This window comes from Streptomyces sclerotialus, from assembly GCF_040907265.1.
In the GTDB taxonomy this organism is placed as follows: Bacteria; Actinomycetota; Actinomycetes; order Streptomycetales; family Streptomycetaceae; genus Streptomyces; species Streptomyces sclerotialus.
The window spans coordinates 7,653,522-7,677,520 of the sequence record NZ_JBFOHP010000002.1; the positions used below are offsets into that span (position 1 = coordinate 7,653,522).

Sequence of the window (23,999 nt, forward strand, 5' to 3'; positions counted from 1 at the left end):
GGCACCGTGGGGCACTCTCCCCGCAGCACCACCGCACCGGCCGGCGCGGCAGCCGCGCCGCAGCACCGCGAACGGCCGCTGCTCAGCTACTCCTCGTACATCGGAGGACGGGACGTCGAAGGCGACGGCTGGGTCTACACCGTCAGCGCCGGCTCGCTGCTGGCGGACGTCTTCACCAGCGTCGGCCTGAAACGCGCGCTGGAACGCTCACCGGATCCCCGCTCCGAGGCCGCCCAGCACCCGTACGTGGTGGGCCGGGTCGCCGTCGCGGGCGACGCGGGCATCGACGCCGCGCTCAAGGCCGCGTCCGCCGCGGCTCCCGCATGGGCCGCCGTACCACTGGACCGGCGGATGGCCCTCGGGCCGCTCTTCCGCGAGCGGCTGGCGCGGCACGGCGCGGAACTCCTCGACCTGATGGTCGCCGAGGGCACCCCGCTGCGGCTCGCCCGCTGGCAGCTCGGCGGCCTGCTGGAGCTGTACGGCGAGGAGAGCTGCGCCTGGTACCGGCAGTGCATGCACACCGAGTTCCGGCACGCCGGGCGCCGCCTCCTCGTGCACCGGCAGCCCGACGGCGTCGTGTGCCTGAACCCGCCGCAGAACGCGCCCGCGCCCAGCGCGGCGCTCGCCGTCCTGATGCTGATGGCCGGCAACGCCGTCGTGGTCCGCGCGCCGCGCAGCATCGCGCTCAGCACCATGTACCTGCTGCGCGAACTCGCCGCGCCCGCCCTCGTCGACGCCGGCGCGCCGCCCGGCGCCCTGGGAGCCGTCTGCGGCAATCCCGGCCGCACCCTCGAACGGTGGCTGGAGAGCCCGCTGGTGGACGACGTCTTCTACATCGGCGGCAGCGAGGAGGGGCTCCGCTTCCAGCTGCGCTGCACCGCCGCCGGCAAGAAGCCGATCCTCGAACTCGCGGGCAACGACGGCATCGTGGTCTGGAAGGACGCCGACCTGCCGCTCGCCGCCGAGGCCGTCACCGAGGCGTTCTACGGCTCGGGCCAGATCTGCATGGTTCCCAACTACGTCCTCGCCCACCCCGACATCGCCGACGCGCTCCTCACGGAGGTGACGGCCAAGGCCCGCGACATCCGGCCGGGCCACCCGGGGGACGAGGACGTCCTGCTCTCTCCGGTACGGCGCAGCGAGCGGTTCTTCGCCCTGCTCGACGAGGCACTGAAGTCCGGGGCCGAGCTGGTGTGCGGCGGGCACCGTACGGAGGCCGACGGCACCCGGTCGGAGACCGGGGTGTTCCTGGAGCCGACCGTCGTCCGCGTCGACGGCCTCGCCGGTGCCCGAAAGCTGGAGATGGTGCGCCGCGAGACGTTCTTCCCGCTGCTGCCGGTCGTCGTCGCCGAACCGGCCGCCGACGAGGCACTGCTCGACCGGTTCCTCGACTTCCTGAACGCCAACGCCTACGGCCTGCGCAACTCCCTGTGGACCCGCAGCACCTCCGTCGTGGACGCCTTCGTACGGCGGGTGGGGAACGGCGGACTGCTCAAGGTCAACGACTCGCACATCGGCTTCCTGCCCTGCCTGCCCAGCCACGGCGGTACCGGTCTGACCGGCGGCGTGCACGGCGAGGCCAACTACCCCATGCTGACCACCTCGCACCTGCAGGGCGTCGGCATCAGTTCCGGCGTCAGCCCGCGCCGGGCGGTCTTCGGCGAAAGGTGACCTCCATGCGCTCCCTGGAATCCGCCCGCACCACCTGCGAGCAGTACCACCCGGGCCTCGGCAAGGCCCTGGAGGAGACCGACCTCATGGACCGGGAACAGGTCGGCAGCCCGGTCGTCCCGCTCTTCCGCGAGCACGGCGGCTCCGCGCTGCTGGTGCCCGCCGCCTTCGGCGGCCGCGGCGCCGACCCCGTGGACGCCGTACGCGTCCAGCGGGCCCTCGGCTCGTACTCGCCCTCCCTCGCCGCCGCCGCGACCATGCACCACTTCACGGCCGCGATGCTGTACTCCCTGGCCGGCCGCCCGGACGGGCTCACCGCCGCCCAGCGTGACCTGCTGGCCGGCATCGTGCCCGGCCGGAAGCTGATGGCGTCCGGCTGGGCCGAGGGCCGCACGCAGCAGAACATCCTGGCCCCCGCGGTCTCCGCCCGCCCCGTCGACGGCGGCTACCTCCTCAACGGCGCCAAGAAGCCGTGCAGCCTGTCCCGCTCGATGGACCTGCTCACCGCGAGCGTCACCGTGCCCGGCGCCGACGGACGGCCCGAACTGGCCGTCGCACTGGTCGCCGCCGGCTCGCCCGGCATCACCGTGCACCCCTTCTGGGGCAGCGGCGCGCTCGCCGCCGCCGAGAGCGACGAGGTCCGGCTCGCGGACGTGTTCGTGCCCGAGGAACTGGTGCTGCGCACCACGGCCGACGGCGAGGGCCGCGACCGGCTCTCCGAGATGCAGAGCGCCGGGTTCGTCTGGTTCGAACTGCTCATCTCCGCCGGGTACTCCGGCGCCGCCGCCGCACTCGTCCAGCGCGTACTGGAACACGCCCGTGGCAGCGTCACCGACCGGGCCGCGCTCGCGGTCCGCGCCGAATCGGCGTACCTGCTCCTGGAAGGCACGGCCCGCGGGGTCCGCGACGGCGACCTGGCGGGCGAGGAAGCGGTCGCCGCCGTGCTCGTCGCCCGGTTCGCGGTCCAGGAGGCCCTGTCCGGCGCCGCCGACCTGGCCCTCGAACTCCTCGGCGGCATGGACTTCATCCGCTCCCCGGAAGGCGCGCTGCTCGCCGCCGCCGTCCGCCCGCTGGCCTTCCACCCGCCGTCCCGCACCAGCACCGCCGAACCGCTGCTCGGTTACTTCGGCGGCGCCCCGCTCGTACTGGCCTGATGGGACGATGCCGGACATGCCGGAGACGATGGAGAGCGCGATGCTCGCGCTCTGGGACCAACTGACCGGGGCACAGATGCTGCAGGCCCTGGCCGACGGAAGGGTGCCGCACGGCGCCCACCACGGCCTGCTGGGGCTGCGGGTGACCGGAGCGCGGCAGGGCGCGGTCGAGGAGACCTGGCGGCCCCCGCGGGAGCTCGCCAACTTCGCCGGGAGCGGGGTGCACGCCGGGTACCTCGCCATGGTGCTGGACGACGCCTGCTGCGCCGCCGCGATGAGCCACGGGGACCACGCGTACCCGATGGTCACGCTCAGCCTGGACATCGACTTCCTGCGGGCGGTGCGGCCCGGCGACACCTGCACGGTGCACGCCGAACTCGTCCACCCGGGCCGGCGCCGCATGGTCGCCAACGCCCGCGTGCTGGACGCGGAGGGCCGTACGGCCGCTCAGGCCCGCGCGAGCGTCGTCCCGGACACGGACTTCACCGACCGGATGCGGGAAGCGGGGGAAGGGGGCGCGGGATGACGCGGCCGGGCCGCTGGTTCCACACGGCGGAACCCCGCGCGGACGCGGCACGGCAGCTGTTCTTCTTCCCGCACGCCGGGGGCAGTGCCGCGTTCTACCGCCACTGGGCGGCGCTGCTCCCCGGCGTCGAGGTGCGGGTCGTCCAGCTGCCGGGCCGCGGCGAACGCCACGCCGAGACGCCCTACCGGCGGACGGAACCGCTGGTCGAGGCGTTGCACGAAGCGATCGAAGCAGAGCTGGACGACCGCCCGTACGCGTTCTTCGGGCACAGTCTGGGGGCGCTGCTCGGCTACCGGCTGGCCGTGGCGCTCGCGGCGGCCGGCGGCACGGGACCCGCGCTGCTCGGCGCGTCCGGCTGGGCGCCCGAGCGGTTCCGGCCGGTCGACGCGCTGCTGCCGCTGCCGGACGGGGAGTTCGCCGCGGCGATCCGGCGCTTCGGCGTGCTGCCGGCGGAGACCGGCACCGACCCGGAACTGCTCGCGCTGATCCTGCCCGCGGTCCGCGCCGACCTCGCCCTGGTCGCCGACTACCGCGACGACGGCGCCCGGGTCGGCTGCCCGGTCGTCGCGTACGGCGGCAGCACCGACCCGACGCTGGAGCCCGGCGGGCTCGCCGAGTGGAACTCCCGTACCCCCTCGTTCCTCGGGGCCAGCGAATTCCCGGGAGGCCATTTCTACCTCACGGAGCACGCCCTCGCCGTCGCGACGGATTTCTCCCGGCACATCCAGCGGGTTTCACCGGAGAGGGAAACCGATACCGACCGGAAAGCCGGACGATAGCCGGACGGTATAGCGTCCTGACATGGTCGAGTTCCGCATTCTCGGTGGCTTGGAAATGCTCTCCCCGGAAGGCCGTGTCACGGTGGCCGGCGGTTTTCAGCGGATGCTGCTGCAGGCCCTGCTGGTGAGCGAGGGAAAGGCGGTGTCCAGTGCGACGCTGATGGCCGAACTGTGGGCGGAGTCGGCTCCGGCGGGTGCGGCCAACGCCCTCCAGGCGCACGCCAGCCGGCTCCGCAAGAAACTCAGGACGATCGAGCCGGGGCGCACCACACCACGCCTGGTCTGCCTGCCGTACGGCTATCAGCTCCTCATGGACGGCGCCCGGCTGGACGCCACGACCTTCATGGAGAGCGCGGCGCGGGCCGAACGGCTGCGCGCCGAGGCACCCGAGGAGACGGTCACGCTGCTGCGCGGCGCGCTGCGCCTCTGGCGCGGCGCCGTCTGCGGCGGCAGCCCCGGCGGGCCGCTCGGGAAGGCCGCCGCCGCGCGCTACGAGGAGCACCGGCTGCGGGCCCTGGAGACGCTGTTCGACAGCGAGCTGCTGCTGGGCCGGCACGCCGCGGTCCTCGCGGAGCTGCGCGAGGCCCACCTGGCCGACCCCCTGCGCGAACGCTTCTGCGAGCAGCTCATGGTCGCGCTCTACCGCTCGGGCCGGCAGGCGGAGGCGCTGGACACCTGCCGGCAGACCTGGCAGTGCCTGGTCGAGCAGCTCGGCGTGGACCCGTCCCCGTCGCTGCGCCGGGTGGAGCACGCCATCCTGGTCCAGGACCCGGGGCTGGACCGCGGCCCGGTCTCGGCGGTGCGCGCGGCCCGGGTGCCCTCGCGCGGCTGACCTCTTCGGTGCCGTACGCGCACGACGGCCGCCCGCCGTCCTCCGGAGGGCGGCCGCGGGCTTCTCAGGCGGCCCGGCGGTGCCGCCCCGCCCGCTCGTGGTCCGCCCGCATCGGGGCGCTGACCTCGTGCAGGAAGACGGCGACCTCCCGGTAGGAGGCGGCGAACCCCAGCTCCCGGTACGGCAGGCCGTGCGCCGCGCAGTACGTGCGCACGATCTTGCGGCACCGGCCGAGGTTCTGGCGCGGCATCGCCGGGAAGAGGTGGTGCTCTATCTGGTAGTTCAGACCCCCGTAGAGGAAGTCCGTCAGCGGGGAGGGGCGGACGTTGCGGGACGTCAGCACCTGCCGCTCCAGCCAGTCCAGGGACTCCTCCTCGCCCTCACGGACCGCCATGCCCTTGTGGTTCGGCGCGAAGACCAGCCCCAGGTACACCCCGGTCAGCGCCTGGTGGACCAGGAGGAACGCCAGGGCCTTCAGCGGCGGCAGCACCAGCAGCAGGGCGCCCAGGAAGACGACCGCCCGGGCCGCCAGCAGGAAGCCCTCCAGCAGGGGGCGGCGCATCACCCCGCGGGCGACCGCCAGCACCGAGGTCTTCTGGATCTTGTACGCCTCCAGGACGAGCAGCACGAAGAAGAGCACCGCCTGGTGGCGCACGACGAACCGCTGCCGCGCGGTCCGCTTCGCGTACTGCTTGACGTGGAACACGGCCGTGCGCCGGGCGATGTCGGGATCGCGGTCGATGTGGTTCGGGTGACTGTGGTGACGGTTGTGGTGGCCCACCCACCACCCGTAGCTGATCCCGTTGACGAGGTTCAGATGGACCAGCCCCACCGCGGCCGCCGCCCGCTTGTCGCGGAACATCGCCTTGTGCCCCGCGTCATGGCCCATGAAAGCGCACTGCACGGAGAACAGCGCCAGATACGCGGCGACGGCCAGCTGGTACCAGGAGTCGCCGACGAGGACGAACGCCGCCAGTCCGGCGCCGAACAGCACCGCGTTCAGCGCCAGCCGGCAGACGTAGTGCCGGGGCCGCAGCGCGAGCAGCCCCGCGCCCCTGACCCGGTGGAACAGCTCGTTGAACGGCGCACCGGGCAGCGCGCCGGAACGGTACGGGGATACGTAGGTCATGCCGGATGGCCTCCTGGGATGTCGGTGGCGGCGCACGGCTACAGCGCGTTGGCCGCCCGGAAGACGTGGGTCAGCGACCTGAGGGAGGCCCGTCCGCGGAAGGCGATGTACTCCGGGAACACCGTGTCCGGCGCCCACTTCTCCTTGTAGGCGAGCTGGCTGCGCGCGGGGTAGACGGCCTCGCCGCGCTCCCACAGCTTGCCCACCAGCCACCGGAACGCCGGGCTGTGACCGGACACCTCATGCTCGCGGGCGAGCCCGGTGAACGGGGTGAAGCCGAAGTGCAGCCAGCGCACGCCCTCACCCCGGAACACCTCGATCGCATGGCTGTTGATGGCCTCCGCCACCCCCGGCGGCCCGTCGGGGCGGCGCCGGCTCAGATCGTGCAGCCGGCCCGGACGGTTCCCGTAGACGGGCGAGTACGAGATGTAACCGGCCAGCCGGCCGTCGATGGTGCCGACGAACAGCCGGCGGTGCCGGCGCCCCGCGCCGCCGTGCTGGCCCACCAGGAACTCCAGCGGCCTGGCGTGCTTCCCCTTGCCGGCGAGCCAGCACGCGTCCAGCTCCCGCAGCGCGCCGTCCCACTCGTCCGCGGTGGCCTCCCGCACGGTCAGGCCGCTGCGCCGGGCCCGCGAGATCTTGTTCCGGAGCCGTACGAAGCGGGAGCCGCGCAGGCTGAACGAGGCCAGGTCCACCGCGTAGGACGCGCCGATCTGGTTGACGGTGAAGCCCTCCGCCGCGTACCGCACGGCGTCGGCGTGCTGGAGCTGGATGCCCACCAGCCGCAGCCGTTTACGGCGCGCGTACCCGGTGAACGCGGCGAGCAGCCGGGAGTAGTCCTCAGCGGGTGCGAAAGGCCCGCCGAACTGGACCAGGCAGCGTCCCGAACGCCGGTAGACGATCACGCCGTCCACACCGGGGACGGTGAAATGGCTGTTCCCCTCGTTGAGTGCCAGAAAAGCGCTCGGATTCGCGGAGCCGGTAAATGTGCTGATGGCGTGGTGAGTCAGAGCGCCCGGGACCGATTCGGTGGTCATACGTGCATTCCTCCGAGCCTGCGCAGTGGACGGGCCGATCTCCGAGTAGAGCAGTGCGGGACGGCCGCGACAAGTAATTCCCGGGCCGCGGAACGGAAATGGAGCCGCGGTCAGTGCGGTGTCAGCGGAATATCAGGAATCGGTCAGGGAGAGGTCAGGGCCCGGTCAGTGCGCTGGGCCAGTCTCCTTTCCGTGAATCCCTTTCTCTTTCCGTCGAGCGCCCTCATCGTGGCCAACCCGGCGGCCGGCGGCCACTCCCCGGAACTGGTCGAGGAGCTGGCCGCCCGCTGCCGCGAACGGCTCGATGCGGTGACGGTGCACCGCACCACAGGACCGGGTGACGCCACGGCCGCGGTACGCCGCGCACTGACCGGAGGGCCCGCCGGGCACGGACCCCAACTGGTGGTGGCGGTGGGCGGGGACGGCACCGCGCACGAGACCGCCGAGGGGCTGCTCGGCCAGGACGACGGCCCCCGCGCCGCACTGCTCATGATCCCCGCCGGCAGCGCCAACTCCGGCTACCGCATGTTCTGGGACGACCGGCCCTGGCAGGACGCGGTCGCCATGGTGCTGGCAGGGCGCGCCGCGGTACGCCGCACCGACCTCGCGCGGCTGGCCGAGACCGGTGCGCACGTCTTCCTCGGCTCCTGCACGGGACTGGGCGCCGAGATCCTCGCCGCCCGCGCGGCAGCGGACGGTACGACGGCGAACGGCGCGCCGGGCGGCGGCAGTCGGGGCCCCGGCGCGGGCCGGGAACGCTACGCCCGCCTGCTGGCCGACACCGCGGCCCGCTACCGCCCCTACCCCGGCCGGGTCACCGTCGACGGCGCGGTGCTCGCCGAGGGCCCCACCGTCCTCGCCGGCGTCGGCGGCGGGCGCTACCGCGCCGGGCAGTACCTCCTGCTGCCCCGCTCCGAGCCGGACGACGGCCTGCTGGACGTCTGCGTCGTCGGCGGCCGGACCGACCCCGCGCTGCTGCCCCGGCTGGCCCGCGACGGCAGCCACCTGGACCTGCCGGACACCGCCTACGGCCGTGGCCGGCGCATCGTCCTGGAGCGGCTGGACGGCGAACGGCTCGTCCTGGAACACGACGGCGAGCTGCGCGACACCATCGCGGCCACCGCCACCTTCGAGGTGGTGCCGGGCGCCCTGCCGGTCTGGGCCGCGCACCGCGCCCGGCAGGGCGGGTGAGCCGCGATGTCCCTGCTGGCAGAGGTCGGCGGCTGGGCCGCGCGGCTCACCCCCGACGCGGTACCCGAACGCGTGCTGCGCCGCGCCGCCAGCCAGGTGCTGTCCCAGCTCGGCGCCGTCCGCGCGGGCGCCGCTCATCCGCTCGGCCGGCGCCTGACGGCGGCCTTCGGGCCGCCCCTCCAGCGCGACCCGCGGCAGGCCGCGAGCGTCCTCGCCGGCCTCGGCTCCTTCCTGAACCTCGACGACACGGCGTACGCGGGACACCTGTCGAACTCCACCGTCGCGGTGCCCCTCGCCTACGCCCACGCCCGGGGGCTGGACGGCCGCGCGCTGCTCACCGCCGTCGTCGCCGCCAACGAATGCGCGGCCCGCATCACCGCCGCCGCCACGCTGGGACCGCTGCGCGGCCAGACCGCGCTGCACGCCCACCTCGCGGGCGCGGTCGCCGGGCGGCTGCACTGCGAGCGCGCCCCGGCGCACCGCTGGACGGACGCGCTCGGCCTCGCGTACGCGCAGCCGCCCTGGCCCCTGATGCACGCCTTCCTCGCGGGCGACGCCCGGGTGCTCAACGCCTTCGGCCCGGTCCGCACCGGGCTGGACGCCTGCGACGCGGCCGCCGCCGGGCTCGGCGGCCAGCCCGACCTGCTGGAGCACCCCGACGGCTTCCTCCGCCGGTTCGCGACCGTACCGCTGCCCGAAGAGGTCACCGCGGGGCTCGGGACCCGCTGGCACACCGAGACGTTCTCGTACAAGCTGCACCCCGGCGGACCCGGCATCGACGCGGCCGTGGACTGCGCGCTGGACCTCCATTACGACCTGGGCGCCCCGGACGCGGCGCAGCTCGCCACCCTCGTCGACGACGTACACGTCGCGGCGTCCCTCTACACGGTGCTCGCCGCACGGCGGGCCCGCCGCTACCTCGACGGGCCGCGCCGGCCGCTCGGCGCCCTGGTCCTGGACGTCGCGTACCCGGTGGCCACCGCACTGCTCACCGGGCGGCTGACCGTCGCCGACCTGGAACCGCCGGCCGCCGACGACCCGGTACGCCGGGCGGTGGCCGGAAAGGTACGGCTGTGCCACGACCCCGGCCTGACCCGTGCGCTCCTCGCCTCCGAGGCACCGTTCGGCGAGGCGCTGCGCCGGGCGGGCCCGGCGGGCACGGCGTGGCTGCGCGAGTTCGGCGGCGAGGACCTGGTCCGCACGGCGGGCGAACCGGGCACGCCCGCAGCGGACTTCACGTCCGCGACCAAGGCCACCGGCGCGCGGGTGACGGTCCGCCTCACCGACGGCCGCACCGCCGTACGCGAGCTGCTGATCCCCTACGGCGCGGCGGGCCCGCACACCCACGCGCACCACGCCGAGCTGGTACGGGAGAAGTTCCGGGCGCTCGGCGGGCCCGCCCGCGTCGCCGACGCACTGCCCCGCCTGCCGGAGATGAGCGCCGCCGAACTGGCCGCGTGGACGGCCGCCGCGCTGGACCCGGCAGCCGGGGATCAGGCGGCCGTCAGCGATCCGTCAGGCGTCCGTGCCACTGTGACGGCGCAGTCCCACCGGTCGCCGGACGGGTCCCTCCCGCGCACCGCCCGGCCCGTCCGGCGCACCGGTCCGGCCGACGACATCCTGGAGGAGCGACTCCCGTGAGTGCTGCGGCGGAAAGCGGACCCGGTACGGACGCGGAGACCCTCCGCCTGTACCGGGCCCACCTGAGCAAGGGCCGCGCGACCGTGGCCGAACTGTTCGGCGGCCGGACGGAGGTCGCCTCGTCCGGCGCCTGGCTCACCACCGGCGACGGCGGGCGGTACCTGAACTGCGGCGGGTACGGCGTGTTCCTGATGGGCGCGAAGCATCCCCTCGTCATGGCGGAGGTACGCCGCCAGCTCGACGTGCACCCGGTCGCCACCCGCATCCTCCTGGAGCCGGCCGTCGCGCGCGCCGCCGCGGCACTGACCGCGGTCACCCCGCCCGGCCTGGACCGCGTGCACTTCTCGCTCTCCGGCACCGAGGCGGTCGAGACCGCGCTGAAGCTGGCCCGCGCGAACGGCAGGCGGCACGTCGTCGCCACGCACATGGGCTACCACGGCAAGACGCTCGGCGCCCTGTCGGTCTCCGGCAAGGACGTCTACCGGGAGCCGTTCCGCCCCCTGCTGGACGGCGTCACCCACGTCCCGTACGGGGACGCCGACCTGATGGAGAAGGAGCTGGCCGAACGGCCCGGCGAGGTCTGCGTGATCGTCGAGCCGGTGCAGGGTGAGGGCGGCGTGGTCCTCCCGCCGGACGGCTACCTCCGCGACGTCGCCGCACTGTGCCGCGCGTACGGCGGGTTCCTCGTCCTGGACGAGGTGCAGACCGGCCTGGGCCGGCTGGGCACGTGGTGGGGCGCGGACGCGGCCGGGGTGGTGCCCGACGTGCTGGTCGCGGGCAAGGCACTGGGCGGCGGCGTCGTCCCGGTCTCGGCGGCGATCGCCACCCCCGAGGCCTTCCGCCCGTTCGACAAGGACCCCTACCTCCACACCGGCACGTTCTCCGGCGCCCCGCTCCTCATGGCCGCCGTACAGGGCGCGGTCCGCGCCGTACAGGAGGACGACCTCGTCGCGCGTGCCGCGGCGCTCGGTGCCCGGCTGCTGCCGCCGCTCATCGAGATCGCCGCGCGCAACGTCCCGGGGCTGGTCACCGAGGTACGCGGCCGCGGGCTGCTCATCGGGGTCGAGCTGGTGGAGGCGGGTCTCGCGGGCGAGCTGCTGATCGAACTCTTCAACCACGGCGTGGTGGCCAACCACTCGATGAACGGCAGCAACGTGGTGCGGTTCACCCCGCCCGCCGTGCTCACCGACGCGGACGTGGACCATCTGCTGGCCGCCTTCGACGCGGCCACCCGCGACCTGGTCGAGCACGCTGCCCGGATGCCGGAAAGGCGGTAGCAGACATGCGGCACGTGACCGTGGAAGCGCTCATCCCCGACGTCCCGGCGGAGGACGTCTTCGATGCCGTCCTGCACTTCGAGCGCTACCCCGAACTGACCCCGCACGTACGCTCCGCCGTGGTCCACGAAGGACCGCCGCGGCCCGGCGGCAGCTCCAGCTGGGAACTGTACTTCCGCAGCGGGCTGCTGCGCTGGACGGAGCGCGAGGAGTACGACCGGGACGGGCTGCGCATCGCCTTCCGGCAGACCGACGGCGACTTCGACCAGCTGTCCGGCACCTGGCTGCTCCGGCAGACCGGACCGGACTGCGCCCTCCGCTTCGACGCGGACTTCTGCTTCGGCATCCCCAGCATGGCCGGCATCCTCGACCCGATCGCCGCGCGCGTCATCGAGGAGACCATCGCCTGGGCGGTCACCGGCATGTTCCCCGGCGTCCGGCTCGGCGCCGGGACCGGCGCGGCGGCGGTGTCCGGTACGGGCCGGGCCGCCGGCACGGGGGAGTGAGAACGGTGGACCAGGCCAACCCCTTCGAGACCCGCACCACCTTCCTGCTGCACCGGGCCGAGTACCTGGCCGGGCTCGCCGCGACGGTCGTGCTGATCGTGCTGCACTTCGACGAGATCCGCTGGCTCCCGGCGCTGCTCCTCTTCGCGTACATCGACGTCATCGGCTACCTGCCCGGTGCGCTCGCCTACCGCCGCAGCCCCGACCGGCGCATTCCCAAGGTCTACTACGTCCTCTACAACACCATGCACAGCCTGATCACGGCGGGCGCCGTCGCCGCGCTGTGGTGCTGGCTGGTGCGCCCCGAGTGGGCCCTGCTGGCGCTGCCGCTGCACCTGTGCGGCGACCGCGGCCTGTTCGGCAACTTCCTCAAGCCCTTCGCCCTGCCTTTCGAGCCCGTGCCCGAGCCGCTGTACCGGCGGCTGGCCGACGCCCTGCGCCCCCGCGCGGCGGGCACCAGGGTCCCGGCCCCCGCGGCCGTCCCGGCGCCGGCCGGCGGGCCGGTCCGCACCCACCACAGGAGGACACGCAGCGATGACTGACGCCGCCACACCCGCAGCGGACTGGGACACGGCGCCCGGACTCCTCGACGGGGCCAAGACCCTCGACCTCACCGCGCAGCAGTGCGACCTCGCGTACTGGCTCCGCCACGTCGCCCAGGGCACCCTGCGCGGCCGCGCGGTCACCGGACACGCCGACGACGCGCCGGTCCCCGCGTACATGAAGGAGCCGGGCCCGCTGCGCGAGGCCCTCACCCTGGAACTCGGCTTCCGTTCGGTGGCCGAGGAGATGGCCACCCGGGCACTCGGTCATTACGTCGCCAACGCCCCCGGCATCGCCGAGCTGGAGTTCTACGCCACGCAGCTGCTGGACGAGGCCCGGCACGCCCGGGTCTTCCGCGAGCACCTGGTCGAACTCGGCCACCCCGCGCGGACGTTGGTACAGGACATCGACGAGATGGCCGCCGACTACCGCACGCGGGTGCTCCGCCCGATCGAGGAGTACTGCCTGGAAGTCGTCCGCGACCGGGCCGACTTCGCGGGCGGCGTGGCCGTCTTCACCCTCATCGTCGAAGGCGTCCTCGCGCCCGCCGCCGAACTCAGCGAGCGCAAGTGGGACCCGCTCGACCCGGCCGCCGGGGAGATCGCCCGCGGCGCCGCCATCGACGAGATCCGCCACCTCACCGTCGGCAGTTCGATCCTCCGCGACCACCTTGCAGCGCACCCCGAGTACCGGCCGCGGCTGCTGGACATCCTGCGCGAGGGCCGGAAGCTGTGGGACGAGCTGCCCGACGCCGAGTACGTCCTGGCCCGCGAGGAGCTCTTCCAGGAGGGCATGCGGCAACACGCCGACGTGGTCGGCGACCACGAGGTCTGGCCCGGTCGCCGGCTGCTCGACACCACCCCCGAGGAGCGGTACGAGACGGCCGGGCGCTGGACGGACGAGATGGCCGGGGTCCGGCTGGTCCACATGGGGCTCCCGGAGGCCGTCGCGGTACTGGGCGGAGAGGGCTGAGGGGGCGCGGTGAACGGTGACCAGCTGACCCGGGCCGGCGTGCCCGCCGCGGTCGTGGCCGGAGTGGGCGGCCACGTGCCGCCCGGCGTGCTGACCAACGACGACCTCAGCGCCCGCCTGGACACGACGGACGAGTGGATCCGTTCCCGGACCGGCATCGCCCGGCGCCGTGTCGCCCCGCGCGGCACGGCCACCTCCGACCTGGCGGTGGCGGCCGGCCGGCGGGCTTTGCGCTCCGCGGGCTCGCCCACGGTGGACGCGGTGCTGGTGGCCACCATGACGCCGGATCATCAGGCGCCGGCCACCGCGCCGGAGGTCGCCGCACGGCTGGGCCTCGGTGACGTGGCGGCCTTCGACATCGGTGCGATGTGCTCCGGGTTCGTCTACGGGCTCGGCGTCGCCTCCGGAATGATCGCCGGGCGCGTCGCGGAACGCGTCCTGCTCATCGGCGCCGAGGTGCTGACCACGGTCGTCGACCCGGAGGACCGTTCGGTGGCGGCGCTCCTGGCCGACGGGGCGGGTGCGGTGGTGCTGCGCGCGGGCAGGCCGGACGAGCCGGGCGCGGTCGGCCGCGTCGTCCTCGGCAGCGACGGCACCCGTGGCGAACTGCTCAAGATCGCCGGCGGCGGCTCCCGGGAACGGCAGAGCGGCCACCCGCCGGCGCCCGGCAGCGCGTACTTCCGCATGCGCGGCCGGGAGGTCTTCCGGCAGGCCGTGGAGCGGATGTCGGACGCCTCACGCACCGCACTGGAAGCCGCGGGCTGGAAGAGCGGCGACGTCGACCGGCTCGCAGCGCACCAGGCCAACGCCCGCATCCTGGCCGCGCTCGGCGCCGAACTCGACATCCCCGCCGAGCGGCAGCTCAGCAACATCGCCGACACCGGCAACACCGCCGCCGCCTCCGTCCCCCTGCTGCTGGCCGACAGCGCACGGGACGGTGGGCTCCTGCCCGGCCACCGGCTCCTGCTGACCGCCTTCGGCGGCGGCCTCACCTGGGGCGCCACCACCCTGGTGTGGCCGGACGTGACCCCCTGCCACTGACAGCGGCGCGGCGCCGCCGGGACTTCCGGCGCGCACGGCTCCCCACCCGCCCACAAATCCCCATCCGCCCACGAAACCCCATCCGCCCACGACTTCCGAGGAGCGACCGTGTTCGAGCAGCTGAAGGAGATCCTCGCCGGCAAGCTCCAGGTGCCGGCCGACCTGATCACCATGGAGGCCACGCCCGAGGCCATCGAGCTGGACTCCCTGGCCGTCGTCGAGCTCTCCCTCGTCCTGGACAAGGAACTCGGCATCAAGATCAGTGACGACACCCTCGCCCAGGCCGGCACCGTCGGCGACATCGTCCGGCTCATGGAGGAGCAGGGGGCGGCCCTCTGATGCCCGGCGCTGAGGCGGCCGTCACCGGCATCGGGCTGGTCAGCCCGGCGGGCATCGGCACCGCACCGAACTGGGAGACGCTCTGCGCGCCCAAGCCCGCCGCCGCCCTGGACCCGGAGCTCGACGGCGTACCGGTACGGCTCTCCTGCCGGGTGCCGGACTTCGACCCGGCCGCGCTCCTCGGGGCGCGCCGGGCCCACCGGCTGGACCGCTGCGTCCAGTTCGCGCTGGTGGCCGCGCGCGAGGCGCTCGCCGACGCCGGCCTGGACCCGGCCGGCTGGGACGGCGCACGGGTCGGCGTGGTGCTCGGCTGCGGACTCGGCGGACCCGCCACCCTGGAGCGCGAGCACCAGGTGCTGCGCGAGGAGGGCGCCGAGTGGGTCTCGCCCCTGCTGCTGGCGATGCATCCGGCCGGCATGCTGGCGGGCCAGGTGGCGATCGAGTGCGGCGCCCGCGGTCCCAACCTCGTGGTGAGCACCGCCTGCACCTCGGGCACCGCCGCCATCGGTGTGGCCAGGGACCTGCTCGCGCTCGGCCGCTGCGACGTCGTGCTGGCCGGCGGGGCCGAGGCCCCCGTCACCCCGCTGACCGTCGCCGGCTTCGCCCAGATGGGCGCCCTCTCCCGGCGCCACCACGACCCGTCGGGCGCGTCCCGCCCCTTCGACGCGGACCGGGACGGCTTCGTGACGGGGGAGGGCGCCGGACTGCTGGTACTGGAGCGCCCCGAGCACGCGCGGGCCCGCGGGGCACGCGTACGCGCCCGTATCGTCGGTCACGGGGGTACCGCCGACGCGCACCACATCACGGCCCCGCACCCCGAAGGCCGGGGCATCGAGGCCGCGATGCGGGCGGCGCTCGCCGACGCCGACGCGTCCCCGGACGCGGTGGCGCACGTCAACGCCCACGGCACGGCCACCCCGCTCAACGACCGCACCGAGGCCCGCGTGGTGCGCCGGGTGCTCCCGGGCGGTCCGCTGGTGACCTCCACCAAGGGCGTCACCGGCCACCTGATCGGCGCTGCCGGTGCGGTGGAGGCCGCGTACACCGTCCTGACCGTGGAACACGGCCTGGTGCCGCCGACCGCCAACCTCGACCGGCCGGACCCGGCCGTCGACCTCGACCTCGCCACCGCCCCCACCCGCCGCAGCGTCGGCCTGGCCCTCACCCACTCCATCGGCTTCGGGGGCCAGAACGCGGTCCTCGCGGTGGCCGCAGCCTAGCGGGGCGGCCCGGCGGACCGGCCGGGCCGCCCTCGCCTGTGGCTGCCTACCTGCGGCTGCCTACAGCACCGGGATGTCGTCCTGGCGGAGGATGGCCCGTTCCAGCGCGCGCAGCTCCCGGCCCGGTTCCAGGCCCAGTTCGGCCACGAGGTGGTGCCGGGCCCGCTGGTAGGAGGCCAGCGCCTCGGCCTGCCGGCCCGACCGGTACAGCGCCGTCATCAGATAGCCGCTCAGCCGCTCGTTCAGCGGGTGCTCGCCCACCAGGCCGGTCAGTTCGTGGACCAGCGCCCGGTGCCGGCCCAGCCGCAGCTCCAGCTCGATGCGCTTCTCGGCCGCCGCGATCCGCTCCTCCTCCAGCTGCGCCGCCGCCCTGCCCACCGCGGCACCCTGCAGTCCGGACAGCGCGGGCCCGCGCCACAGGCCGAGCGCGGCACGGTACAGCTCGGCGGCCTGCTCCCCGCAGCCCCGTGCCGCCGCCAGATCGGCGGCCGCCACCTCCTCCCGGAACACGTCCACGTCCAGGTCACCGGGGTCGGTGTGCAGGACGTAGCCGTGCGTACGGGTCTCGATCCGGCGGCCGTCCTGTGCCGCGTCGGCCAGCTTGTGGCGCAGCTGGGAGATGCAGATGTGGATCTGGCTGCGCGCGGTGGCCGGCGGCCGTTCCGCCCAGACCGCTTCGATCAGTCCGGCCACCGGTACGACGCGCCCGGCACTCAGCAGCAGGGTGGCGAGGATCAGCTTCTGCCGTGCCGCGCGCAGGGGCAGCGGGCATGGTCCGTGGCCCACCTCCAGGGGGCCCAGGAGGCGGAAGAAGGGCGGTTCGGCGCGTCGGGGACAGGGGTCGGAAGGGTGCATGGACCTTCTCCGTGGCGAGAGAGCGTGGGGGTGCCGTGCTTCCGGACCGTGCGCACACTAGAGGGTTTGCCAATTCCCGCTCAAGCTGGGTGAATCGGTGCGGATGAACATGAGCCAACCGCGGTACCGAGGTTGCGTCCGAGGTCGGCCCGCGATGTCAGCGGACCGTCAGCCACCGGTCAGCGGCGACCCGCACCATGGCGGGGACCGCTGGCGGACCACGGAAGCGAGGACGACGGTGCACCTGCCCGCAGAGGACGACCTGCGCCGGGAGCGCGCCCGCTTCCTCGACACGATCGAGAGCCTCACCGACGCGGAGTTCGAGGGCGCGCGGACGCTGTGCGCCGGCTGGGCGCCGCGCGACGTCCTCGCCCACGTGACCGGCACGGACCGGCTCGGCGACTACCTCGCCAAGGGACTGTGGATCGACCGGGCCAACTCCGCACAGGTACGCAGGGGCCGGGAGCTGAGCCGGGCCGAACTGACGGCGGCCGGCCGTCGCTGGGCCGCACGTCCCTCCCTCTTCGGCCGCTGCGCCGCCGCCTTCCTCCTCGGCGACCTCGCCGTCCACCACCAGGACGTACTGCGCGGACTCGGCCGCAGCCGCCGCCTGCCGCGCGCGGTGGAGCGCGCCGTCTACCAGGAAGGCGTCCTGCTCAGCTTCGAACACAACCGGCGCCTGCTGCGCCACCGCGTGGTGCCCACCACCGCGGGCGTGCCCGCGCTCGGCCGCGGCCCCGAGGTGCGGGGCACGGCCGAAGCGCTCGGCCTGTGGCTCGGCGGGCGGGACGCGGTGACCGGAGAGCTCCAATTCGCCACCGCACACCGGGAGTTCGCGGAAGGGCAAGACCGTTCCGGACCGCCGGCAGTTACCATCTGACCGTCCGGTGTGGGCGACCGCCCGGTGAGACGAAGCCCTGGAACCTGGAGTCTGGAGCCCGATGTCATGACCACCCGGCCCGCGTACACCACGGACCAGCTGCTGGAGTCCATGCCGCTCGCCGTCACCCTGGGCGTCCGGATCGACTCGGCCGGACCCGCCGCCGTCGAAGGGCACCTGGACCACTCGGCCGCGCTGACGACGCTCGGCGGTGCCCTGCACGGCGGGGCGCTGATGACCCTGGCCGACTCCGTCGGCGCGGTCTGCGCCTTCCTCAACCTGCCGCCGGACGCCACCACCACGACGCTGGAGTCCAAGACCAACTTCCTGCGTGCCGTGCGTGAGGGCTCGGTCCGGGCGACGGCGCGCCCGCTGCACGCCGGCCGGACCAGCATCGTCGTGGAGACCGACCTGCACGACGACCACGGCCGGCACATCGCCAGGACCACCCAGACGCAGGCGGTGCTCCCGGCCCGGACGACGGCCTGACCGGGGAGCCGCCCCGCCCGGTACGGACGGTGGTGCCCGTACCGGCCGTGCTCACCTGGTGCGGTGCGTCAGCCGGACCCACGGGTCGGTGAGCGCCTCGGTCAGCCAGTCCAGCGCGGCCCGGCCGGTGCGGACCGGGTTGGCCAGCCGGCCCACGCCGTCGATGACGATCTCCACCAGGTCGCCTTCCCGCAGCGTGAAGTCCAGCTCCGGCACGATGCCCGTCCCGGTCGAGAGCACCGCGCCGTCCGGGAACGGCTGGCCGTGGAAGAGATGGCGTACCAGGTCCTGCGGGGTGCGGTGGAAGGCGGCGGTGGAGGTCGTGGCCTCGTAAGCGGCCCCGCCGCCCCGGTGCACGGTCATGGTGATCTTCAGGGCCGACGGGTCGGCGATCTCCCATGCGGGCACGATGCCCGGCGAGAGCGCCGTACTCCCGGCGTAGATCTTGGCCTGTGGGAGGTACAGCGGATTCTCGCCCTCGATGGAGCGGGAGCTGACGTCGTCGGCGACGAGGTAGCCCACGGTCTCGGCGTGCCGGTTCAGGACGAGCGCGAGCTCCGGTTCCGGTACGTTCAGCGCGGAGTCGTCCCGTACGGCGACCGGTTCGCCGTCGGTCACCACGCGCCAGGGCACGGACTTGAAGAACAGCTCGGGACGCCCGGCGTCGTAGATCCGCTCGTACACCGACTGCTCGGTGCTCTCCGCGATCCGCGCCTCCCGCGAGCGCTCGTACGTCACGCCCGCCGCCCACACCTCCGTCAGCCCGTCCACCGGCGGCAGCAGGAGCACCTCCGTCCCGGTGGCGTCCGGCTCGCGTGCCGCCGTCTCCTCGACCAGTGCGCGGAGTTCGGCGGCGGTGCGGTGCAACAGGTCCGCGAGGCGGGGTGCCCCGGGGACGGCGCGGATCGCGCCGCTGCCGTCCGCGAGCCCGGTGCGGACCGCACCCGTGGTGTCAACGAAGCGCACGATGCGGGTCATCGGTGGTCTCCTCCTGGTCGGTGTCCGGGTGGGTGGTGGGGGAGGTGCGGAGGCCGGCCCAGCGGAAGCCGGTGACGACCGCCGCGCCGGCGGCGACGATCAGCGTGATGACGTGGAGGCCGTTGGTGCCGGAGCCGGTGGCCGACTCGGTGACGCCCATGACGTACGGGCCGAGGAAGCCGCCGAGGTTGCCGAAGCCGGAGATCAGCGCGATGGTGCCGGCCATCTGGACGCCGGTGAGGATCGTCGGCGGCACGGTCCAGAAGACCGGCTGGGCGCCGAGGAAGCCGAACGCCGCGACGCACAGGGCCGCCACCGCGGGGACCGGCGGCAGCAGCGCCCCGCCGACGAGACCGGCCGCGGTGAGGACCAGCGCGAGCCGGAGCGGGCCGCGCCGGTTGCCGCTGCGGTCCGAGAGCCAGGGCAGGACCAGCACGCCCAGCAGCGCGCACACCCAGGGCAGGGCCGAGACGAAGCCGATGCCGACGTCGTCCAGGCCGTCGATCCGGCCGACCAGCGCGGGCAGCCAGAAGGTGACCCCGTAGACGCCGATCTGGATGGCGAAGTACACGAACATCAGGCGCAGTACGCGACTGTCGCCGACGATCTCGCGGATACGGCGGGGCGGATGCGCGTCCGCCGCCGGGCGGTCCGCCTCGATCTGCGCGGTCAGCAGCGCCTTCTCCTCGTCGGTCAGCCAGCGCGCGTCCTCGGGGCGGTCGGTGAGCAGCCACGGCACGGCGAGCGCCAGGAGCACCGTCGGCGCGCCCTCCAGCAGGAACATCCACTGCCAGCCGTCCAGTCCGGCCATGCCGTGCAGCCCGATGAGGTAGCCGCCGAGCGGGTTGCCGATGATGCTGGAGACGGCCACGGCGGACTGGAACATGCCGGTCGCCTTCCCCCGGTCGGCGGCCGGGAACCAGTATGTGAGGTAGAGGATCACGCCGGGGAAGAAGCCCGCCTCGGCGGCGCCGAGCAGGAAGCGCAGCACGTAGAAGCCGGTGGGGCTGGCGGTCAGCGCCATCGCGCAGGACAGCAGGCCCCACACGAACATCAGCACGGCGAGCCAGCGGCGGGCGCCCCAGCGGTGCAGCACCAGGTTGGAGGGCACGCCGAGCAGCGCGTAGCCGACGAAGAAGACACCGGCGCCGAAGCCGTAGGCGGCCGCGTCGATCCCGGCGTCGGTGGCCAGGTGGGTCTTGACCAGCGCGACGTTCGTGCGGTCGAGGAAGCTGAGCACGAACATCAGGAAGAGGGGTGGGAGCAGGCGCCTGGCCACTTTCCGGCGCACGGTGTCCGCGTTCATCTGACCTCCTGAGGGAGACATCTGACCGCTGGACCGTACGAGCCGCATGCCGCTCGGGCAATACTCCGCACACCGGCAATTTTTCTTGGCGAAACATCTGGTCGGGCATGAAGACATCTGACATCTTGGTCGCGCTGCGCCGCAGCGCCCCTCACCCGACGCACCCGTACAGGAGTGAGCGCCGATGACCGCCCGTATCGTCTCCGTCGAGACCACTGATCTCCGTTTCCCCACCTCGCGGGAGCTCGACGGCTCGGACGCCATGAACGAGGCCCCCGACTACTCGGCCGCGTACGTCGTCCTGAAGACCGAAGGCGCGGACACCCCCGAGGGCCACGGCTTCACCTTCACCATCGGCCGCGGCAACGACCTCGCCGTCCACGCGGCCCGTGCGATCGCCGAACGGGCCGTCGGCATGACCGTCGAGGAGATCACCGGCGATCTCGGCGGCTTCTCCCGCCACCTGCTCGGCGACAGCCAGCTGCGCTGGCTCGGCCCCGACAAGGGCGCCATCCACCTCGGCACCGCCGCCGTCGTCAACGCCGCCTGGGACCTGGCCGCCAAGCAGGCCGGCAAGCCCGTCTGGAAGCTGCTCGCCGACATGACGCCCCGGCAGATCGTCGACCTGGTGGACTGGCGGTACCTCAAGGACGCGCTCACCCCCGAGGACGCGCTCGCCATGCTGGAGGAGAAGGCCGCGGGCCGGGCCGAACGCGAGGCGCACGTTCGGGAACACGGCTACCCCGCCTACACCACCAGCGCCGGCTGGCTCGGCTACGACGACGCCAAGCTCGCCCGGCTCTGCCAGGAGGCCGTCGACGCGGGCTGGGACTCCGTCAAGCTCAAGGTCGGCGCCGACCTCCAGGACGACGTCCGGCGCTGCCGCATCGCCCGCGACATCATCGGCCCGGACCGCCGGCTGATGATCGACGCCAACCAGACCCTCGGCGTCGACGAGGCGATCGCCTGGGCCAAGGCGCTGGCGGAGTTCGACATCTGGTGGTTCGAGGAGCCCACCAGCCCCGACGACGTGCTCGGCCACGCCGCCATCGCCCGGCAGATCGGCCCCACCCACGTCGCCACCGGCGAACACGCCCACAACGCCGTGATGTTCAAGCAGTTCCTCCAGGCCGGCGCCCTCGGCATCTGCCAGATCGACGCCTGCCGGCTCGGCGGCGTCAACGAGGCGGTCGCGGCCCTGCTGCTGGCCGCCGCGCACGGCGTACCGGTCTGCCCGCACGCCGGCGGCGTCGGCCTGTGCGAACTCGTCCAGCACCTGTCGGTGTTCGACTACATCGCGGTCAGCGGCTCCATGGAGAACCGCGTCATCGAGTACGTCGACCACCTCCACGAGCACTTCCACGACCCGGTCCGCATCCGCGGCTCGCGCTACCTCGTCCCCGAAGCACCCGGCTACAGCGCGCGGATCCGCCGCGAGACGCTCGCGGAGTACCGCTACCCGGACGGCCCGGTCTGGAGCGGCGGCGGCCGGGTGGCATCCTGACGTCCATGCCCACCAAGAGAGAGCGGCCGGGCCGCGGCGACGGGACCGGCGCCGGCGGCGGCAGCGTCGTCGACGAGGCGATCGGCCGGCTGCGCAAGCGCATCGAGAGCGGCGAGTTCGCGCCCGGTCACCGCCTCCCCCCGGAGGCGGTGCTCGCCGCCGAGCTGGAGCTGTCCCGCCCCTCGCTCCGCGAGGCGGTCCGCGCGCTGGCCATGGCGGGGGTGCTGGACGTCCGGCGCGGGGACGGCACCTTCGTCACCGACCTGCACCCCGAGCGGCTCCTCAGCGCCCTAGGCAGCTTCCTGGACCTGGCCCAGGACACCGGCCTGGACGAGATGCTGGAGTGCCGCAAGGTCCTGGAGCCCGGCGCCACCGCACTGGCGGCGACCCGTATCGACGACGCCGCGCTGGACGGGCTGCTGGAGCGCATCGAACGGATGCGGACCCTCCAGGACCCGGAGGAACTGGTCCGCGAGGACCTCGCCTTCCACGCGGACATCGTCGCCGCGGCCGGAAACCGCACGCTGACGTCCCTGGTCTCCTCCGTCACCCAGCGCACCGCCAGAGCCCGCATCTGGCGTGCCCTGGTCAAGTCGGACGTCATCTCCTGGACCCACCAGCAGCACATGGACATCTACGCGGCGCTGCGCGCGCACGACAGCCTGGCGGCGTTCACCGCGGCCAGCCGCCACGTGGGCGACGTGGAACTGTGGGTCCGCGAACGCCTGGACCCGCTCCGTACGCGCGCCGCCGATCACTCGTCCCGCGGCCAGTAGTCCAGGTCGCCGCCCCGCCACTCGATGAGTGCGGGATCGGCCAGCGGGATCTCCGCGGCGTCGGACAGCCCGGCCCGGCGCAGGAACTCCGCGACGTCCCCGCGGCCGTGGGCGAGCCCCACGATCTGGCCGTGGATGGTCACCCGCCGCCCACCGGCGGCGGGCGGATACACGATCACCGGTGGATGTGTGGTCATACCCCCAGGCTGTCTCCCCGCTGCCCGCCGCGCATCCCGAAGCCCGTATTCCGCTCGTGACGATGGCCGGAGGAGGGGTTCCGGTACGTGCTCCGGACGGCGTCACGCGCGGTCGAGGGAGGACCGGCGGGCGGCTACCATCGGCGCATTCGTGGCTGTCGCCGGGAGGAAGAGGAAGAGATGGGCCTGTTCCGCCGCGGACCGAAGAGGGACCCGCGCGACACCCCGCGCGACGGGGAGTTCGGATTCTTCTCCGACCGGGAGGGCGGGTTCTTCCGCGGCCAGGTGCGGTCGGCCTTCGCCGAGCAGGGCCTGGAGGTGACGGTGTACGCCGGCATGGTCACCGATTCGGCGGGCCGGCAGTTCGGCCTCGGCAACCTCGCCGCCGTCTGCCACCGCGACCGCCGCGGTGAGCGCGCCTGGCCCGCGCTCGTCCGGGACCACGTCGGCAAGGTCCTCCGTACGATGGACGGCCCGCAGCCGCTGGAGACGCTGCCCGAGGACGAGATCCGGGCCCGGCTCTACCCGCGCGTCGTCGCCGAGGACTCCCTCCCCGCCTCCGACGCCTTCCGGTACGCCCGTCCGCTCGCCCCCGGCCTGCGCGAGGTGCTCGCGCTCGATCTCCCCGAGGCCGTGCAGATGCTCGGCGAGGACTCGCTGCTGGACATCGGGGACGTCGCCGAGCTGCGCATCCGGGCGCTGAACAACCTGCGGGCGCTGCCCGTCGAAGGGCACGAGACGGTCCGCCGCGGTGACGGCTCGGCCTTCGAAGTGGTGCTCGGCGACTCCTTCTTCACCGCCAGCCGGGTCCTCGTCCTCGACGAGCTGGCGGAGCGGCTGACCGGGGCGCCGCTGACCCCGGACGGCGCGCTGGTGGCGCTGCCCTTCCGGCACCAGCTGGCCTTCCACCGCATCCATGACGCCCAGGTCATCCCGGCGCTCCAGGCGATGGCGCAGTTCGCCGCGGCCGGGCACGAGGACTCGGCGGGCGCGATCACCCCGAACGTGTTCTGGTGGCGGCAGGGCACGATGACCCGGCTGAGTGAACCGGACGGGGAAGGGCTGCGGGTGGTCGTCGACGAGGACTTCCAGACCATGCTGGAACGCCTGGTCGAGGACGACGCCTAGGAGGCCGCGCCCGGCTACCGGCAGGGGG

General features: G+C 73.9%; 25 protein-coding genes. 19 read left to right on the top strand and 6 right to left on the bottom strand.

Annotated elements, in window-relative coordinates; genetic code table 11:
• The first annotated feature begins 6 nt into the window (after positions 1–6).
• From AAC944_RS33590 to AAC944_RS33610, 5 genes are read left to right on the top strand one after another with little or no spacing between them, the layout of a single operon-like run.
• Positions 7–1,671, top strand: coding sequence for an aldehyde dehydrogenase family protein (locus AAC944_RS33590; RefSeq protein WP_051871411.1), 1,665 nt, complete (start codon positions 7–9; stop codon positions 1,669–1,671).
• Between the two features lie 5 nt (positions 1,672–1,676).
• Entirely contained in the window at positions 1,677–2,825 is a 1,149-nt protein-coding gene (locus AAC944_RS33595) for an acyl-CoA dehydrogenase family protein (RefSeq protein ID WP_030608683.1), read from the top strand.
• Positions 2,826–2,841: 16 nt separating this feature from the next.
• A complete protein-coding gene (locus AAC944_RS33600; protein WP_063759880.1) occupies positions 2,842–3,351 on the top strand; it encodes a PaaI family thioesterase in 510 nt (169 codons plus the stop codon).
• Entirely contained in the window at positions 3,348–4,130 is a 783-nt protein-coding gene (locus AAC944_RS33605; protein ID WP_030608677.1) for a thioesterase II family protein, read from the top strand. The genes AAC944_RS33600 and AAC944_RS33605 overlap by 4 nt, the downstream gene beginning before the upstream one ends.
• 22 nt (positions 4,131–4,152) lie before the next feature.
• Positions 4,153–4,962, top strand: a complete 810-nt coding sequence (locus AAC944_RS33610; RefSeq protein WP_030608674.1) for an AfsR/SARP family transcriptional regulator — start codon at positions 4,153–4,155, stop codon at positions 4,960–4,962.
• A 64-nt stretch (positions 4,963–5,026) separates the two neighbouring features.
• Here the strand turns inward: AAC944_RS33610 and AAC944_RS33615 are convergent, their stop codons facing one another.
• A complete protein-coding gene (locus tag AAC944_RS33615; RefSeq protein ID WP_051871409.1) occupies positions 5,027–6,091 on the bottom strand; it encodes a fatty acid desaturase family protein in 1,065 nt (354 codons plus the stop codon).
• A 38-nt stretch (positions 6,092–6,129) separates the two neighbouring features.
• Positions 6,130–7,128, bottom strand: a complete 999-nt coding sequence (locus AAC944_RS33620) for a bifunctional lysylphosphatidylglycerol flippase/synthetase MprF (RefSeq protein WP_030609440.1) — start codon at positions 7,126–7,128, stop codon at positions 6,130–6,132.
• A gap of 192 nt (positions 7,129–7,320) precedes the next feature.
• Between AAC944_RS33620 and AAC944_RS33625 the strand changes: the two genes are divergently transcribed.
• From AAC944_RS33625 to AAC944_RS33665, 9 genes are all read left to right on the top strand, one after another.
• Positions 7,321–8,319 carry a diacylglycerol/lipid kinase family protein gene (locus tag AAC944_RS33625; RefSeq protein WP_030608667.1) on the top strand — a complete coding sequence of 333 codons (999 nt, stop codon included), beginning with the start codon at positions 7,321–7,323 and terminating at the stop codon, positions 8,317–8,319.
• Positions 8,320–8,325: 6 nt separating this feature from the next.
• Positions 8,326–9,960 (top strand): MmgE/PrpD family protein, encoded by a 1,635-nt coding sequence (locus tag AAC944_RS33630; RefSeq protein ID WP_063759870.1) that lies wholly within the window; start codon positions 8,326–8,328, stop codon positions 9,958–9,960.
• The gene (locus AAC944_RS33635; RefSeq protein WP_030608661.1) at positions 9,957–11,237 is read left to right on the top strand and encodes an aspartate aminotransferase family protein; all 1,281 of its coding nucleotides are present in this window, start codon (positions 9,957–9,959) and stop codon (positions 11,235–11,237) included. Before AAC944_RS33630 ends, AAC944_RS33635 begins: the two co-directional genes overlap by 4 nt.
• A 5-nt stretch (positions 11,238–11,242) precedes the next feature.
• Positions 11,243–11,743 (top strand): type II toxin-antitoxin system RatA family toxin, encoded by a 501-nt coding sequence (locus AAC944_RS33640; RefSeq protein WP_051871408.1) that lies wholly within the window; start codon positions 11,243–11,245, stop codon positions 11,741–11,743.
• Positions 11,744–11,748: 5 nt separating this feature from the next.
• The gene (locus tag AAC944_RS33645) at positions 11,749–12,285 is read left to right on the top strand and encodes a hypothetical protein (RefSeq protein WP_051871407.1); all 537 of its coding nucleotides are present in this window, start codon (positions 11,749–11,751) and stop codon (positions 12,283–12,285) included.
• Entirely contained in the window at positions 12,278–13,258 is a 981-nt protein-coding gene (locus tag AAC944_RS33650) for a ferritin family protein (protein ID WP_030608652.1), read from the top strand. The genes AAC944_RS33645 and AAC944_RS33650 overlap by 8 nt, the downstream gene beginning before the upstream one ends.
• Positions 13,259–13,267: 9 nt before the next feature.
• Positions 13,268–14,299, top strand: coding sequence for a beta-ketoacyl-ACP synthase III (locus AAC944_RS33655; RefSeq protein WP_368396643.1), 1,032 nt, complete (start codon positions 13,268–13,270; stop codon positions 14,297–14,299).
• Between the two features lie 108 nt (positions 14,300–14,407).
• Positions 14,408–14,638, top strand: a complete 231-nt coding sequence (locus AAC944_RS33660) for an acyl carrier protein (RefSeq protein ID WP_030608646.1) — start codon at positions 14,408–14,410, stop codon at positions 14,636–14,638.
• On the top strand, positions 14,638–15,858 hold the full coding sequence (locus AAC944_RS33665) for a beta-ketoacyl-[acyl-carrier-protein] synthase family protein (protein ID WP_030608642.1): 1,221 nt from the start codon (positions 14,638–14,640) through the stop codon (positions 15,856–15,858). Before AAC944_RS33660 ends, AAC944_RS33665 begins: the two co-directional genes overlap by 1 nt.
• Before the next feature lie 60 nt (positions 15,859–15,918).
• Here AAC944_RS33665 and AAC944_RS33670 read toward each other — a convergent pair whose 3' ends face one another.
• Positions 15,919–16,713: an AfsR/SARP family transcriptional regulator gene (locus AAC944_RS33670; protein WP_030608639.1), complete on the bottom strand. Its 795-nt coding sequence runs from the start codon at positions 16,711–16,713 to the stop codon at positions 15,919–15,921.
• Between the two features lie 154 nt (positions 16,714–16,867).
• Between AAC944_RS33670 and AAC944_RS33675 the strand changes: the two genes are divergently transcribed.
• Positions 16,868–17,593, top strand: a complete 726-nt coding sequence (locus AAC944_RS33675) for a maleylpyruvate isomerase family mycothiol-dependent enzyme (protein WP_078888308.1) — start codon at positions 16,868–16,870, stop codon at positions 17,591–17,593.
• Between the two features lie 66 nt (positions 17,594–17,659).
• Positions 17,660–18,082 (top strand): PaaI family thioesterase, encoded by a 423-nt coding sequence (locus AAC944_RS33680; RefSeq protein ID WP_030608633.1) that lies wholly within the window; start codon positions 17,660–17,662, stop codon positions 18,080–18,082.
• A gap of 51 nt (positions 18,083–18,133) precedes the next feature.
• Here the strand turns inward: AAC944_RS33680 and AAC944_RS33685 are convergent, their stop codons facing one another.
• Together AAC944_RS33685 and AAC944_RS33690 are read right to left on the bottom strand one after the other, a co-directional pair.
• Positions 18,134–19,060, bottom strand: a complete 927-nt coding sequence (locus AAC944_RS33685) for a fumarylacetoacetate hydrolase family protein (RefSeq protein WP_030608630.1) — start codon at positions 19,058–19,060, stop codon at positions 18,134–18,136.
• Positions 19,035–20,366 (bottom strand): MFS transporter, encoded by a 1,332-nt coding sequence (locus AAC944_RS33690; RefSeq protein WP_051871405.1) that lies wholly within the window; start codon positions 20,364–20,366, stop codon positions 19,035–19,037. Before AAC944_RS33690 ends, AAC944_RS33685 begins: the two co-directional genes overlap by 26 nt.
• 184 nt (positions 20,367–20,550) lie before the next feature.
• Here AAC944_RS33690 and AAC944_RS33695 point away from each other — a divergent pair, with 184 nt between their 5' ends.
• Together AAC944_RS33695 and AAC944_RS33700 are read left to right on the top strand one after the other, a co-directional pair.
• On the top strand, positions 20,551–21,870 hold the full coding sequence (locus AAC944_RS33695; RefSeq protein ID WP_030608624.1) for an enolase C-terminal domain-like protein: 1,320 nt from the start codon (positions 20,551–20,553) through the stop codon (positions 21,868–21,870).
• Between the two features lie 5 nt (positions 21,871–21,875).
• Positions 21,876–22,646: a FadR/GntR family transcriptional regulator gene (locus AAC944_RS33700; protein ID WP_051871404.1), complete on the top strand. Its 771-nt coding sequence runs from the start codon at positions 21,876–21,878 to the stop codon at positions 22,644–22,646.
• Here AAC944_RS33700 and AAC944_RS33705 read toward each other — a convergent pair.
• Positions 22,625–22,843: a hypothetical protein gene (locus AAC944_RS33705; RefSeq protein WP_030608619.1), complete on the bottom strand. Its 219-nt coding sequence runs from the start codon at positions 22,841–22,843 to the stop codon at positions 22,625–22,627. The genes AAC944_RS33700 and AAC944_RS33705 overlap by 22 nt on opposite strands.
• A gap of 180 nt (positions 22,844–23,023) precedes the next feature.
• Here AAC944_RS33705 and AAC944_RS33710 point away from each other — a divergent pair, with 180 nt between their 5' ends.
• A complete protein-coding gene (locus tag AAC944_RS33710) occupies positions 23,024–23,971 on the top strand; it encodes a hypothetical protein (protein ID WP_030608617.1) in 948 nt (315 codons plus the stop codon).
• Positions 23,972–23,999 lie beyond the last annotated feature (28 nt).

Coding starts and splice junctions, on each gene's coding strand:
- AAC944_RS33685 (WP_030608630.1), bottom strand. CDS start 19,060: ATGACCCGCATCGTGCGCTTCGTTGACACCACGGGTGCGGTCCGCACC.
- AAC944_RS33710 (WP_030608617.1), top strand. CDS start 23,024: ATGGGCCTGTTCCGCCGCGGACCGAAGAGGGACCCGCGCGACACCCCG.
- AAC944_RS33690 (WP_051871405.1), bottom strand. CDS start 20,366: ATGAACGCGGACACCGTGCGCCGGAAAGTGGCCAGGCGCCTGCTCCCA.
- AAC944_RS33620 (WP_030609440.1), bottom strand. CDS start 7,128: ATGACCACCGAATCGGTCCCGGGCGCTCTGACTCACCACGCCATCAGC.
- AAC944_RS33695 (WP_030608624.1), top strand. CDS start 20,551: ATGACCGCCCGTATCGTCTCCGTCGAGACCACTGATCTCCGTTTCCCC.
- AAC944_RS33705 (WP_030608619.1), bottom strand. CDS start 22,843: ATGACCACACATCCACCGGTGATCGTGTATCCGCCCGCCGCCGGTGGG.
- AAC944_RS33610 (WP_030608674.1), top strand. CDS start 4,153: ATGGTCGAGTTCCGCATTCTCGGTGGCTTGGAAATGCTCTCCCCGGAA.
- AAC944_RS33640 (WP_051871408.1), top strand. CDS start 11,243: ATGCGGCACGTGACCGTGGAAGCGCTCATCCCCGACGTCCCGGCGGAG.
- AAC944_RS33670 (WP_030608639.1), bottom strand. CDS start 16,713: ATGCACCCTTCCGACCCCTGTCCCCGACGCGCCGAACCGCCCTTCTTC.
- AAC944_RS33630 (WP_063759870.1), top strand. CDS start 8,326: ATGTCCCTGCTGGCAGAGGTCGGCGGCTGGGCCGCGCGGCTCACCCCC.
- AAC944_RS33675 (WP_078888308.1), top strand. CDS start 16,868: ATGTCAGCGGACCGTCAGCCACCGGTCAGCGGCGACCCGCACCATGGC.
- AAC944_RS33605 (WP_030608677.1), top strand. CDS start 3,348: ATGACGCGGCCGGGCCGCTGGTTCCACACGGCGGAACCCCGCGCGGAC.
- AAC944_RS33615 (WP_051871409.1), bottom strand. CDS start 6,091: ATGACCTACGTATCCCCGTACCGTTCCGGCGCGCTGCCCGGTGCGCCG.
- AAC944_RS33665 (WP_030608642.1), top strand. CDS start 14,638: ATGCCCGGCGCTGAGGCGGCCGTCACCGGCATCGGGCTGGTCAGCCCG.
- AAC944_RS33650 (WP_030608652.1), top strand. CDS start 12,278: ATGACTGACGCCGCCACACCCGCAGCGGACTGGGACACGGCGCCCGGA.
- AAC944_RS33700 (WP_051871404.1), top strand. CDS start 21,876: ATGCCCACCAAGAGAGAGCGGCCGGGCCGCGGCGACGGGACCGGCGCC.
- AAC944_RS33680 (WP_030608633.1), top strand. CDS start 17,660: ATGACCACCCGGCCCGCGTACACCACGGACCAGCTGCTGGAGTCCATG.
- AAC944_RS33600 (WP_063759880.1), top strand. CDS start 2,842: ATGCCGGAGACGATGGAGAGCGCGATGCTCGCGCTCTGGGACCAACTG.
- AAC944_RS33595 (WP_030608683.1), top strand. CDS start 1,677: ATGCGCTCCCTGGAATCCGCCCGCACCACCTGCGAGCAGTACCACCCG.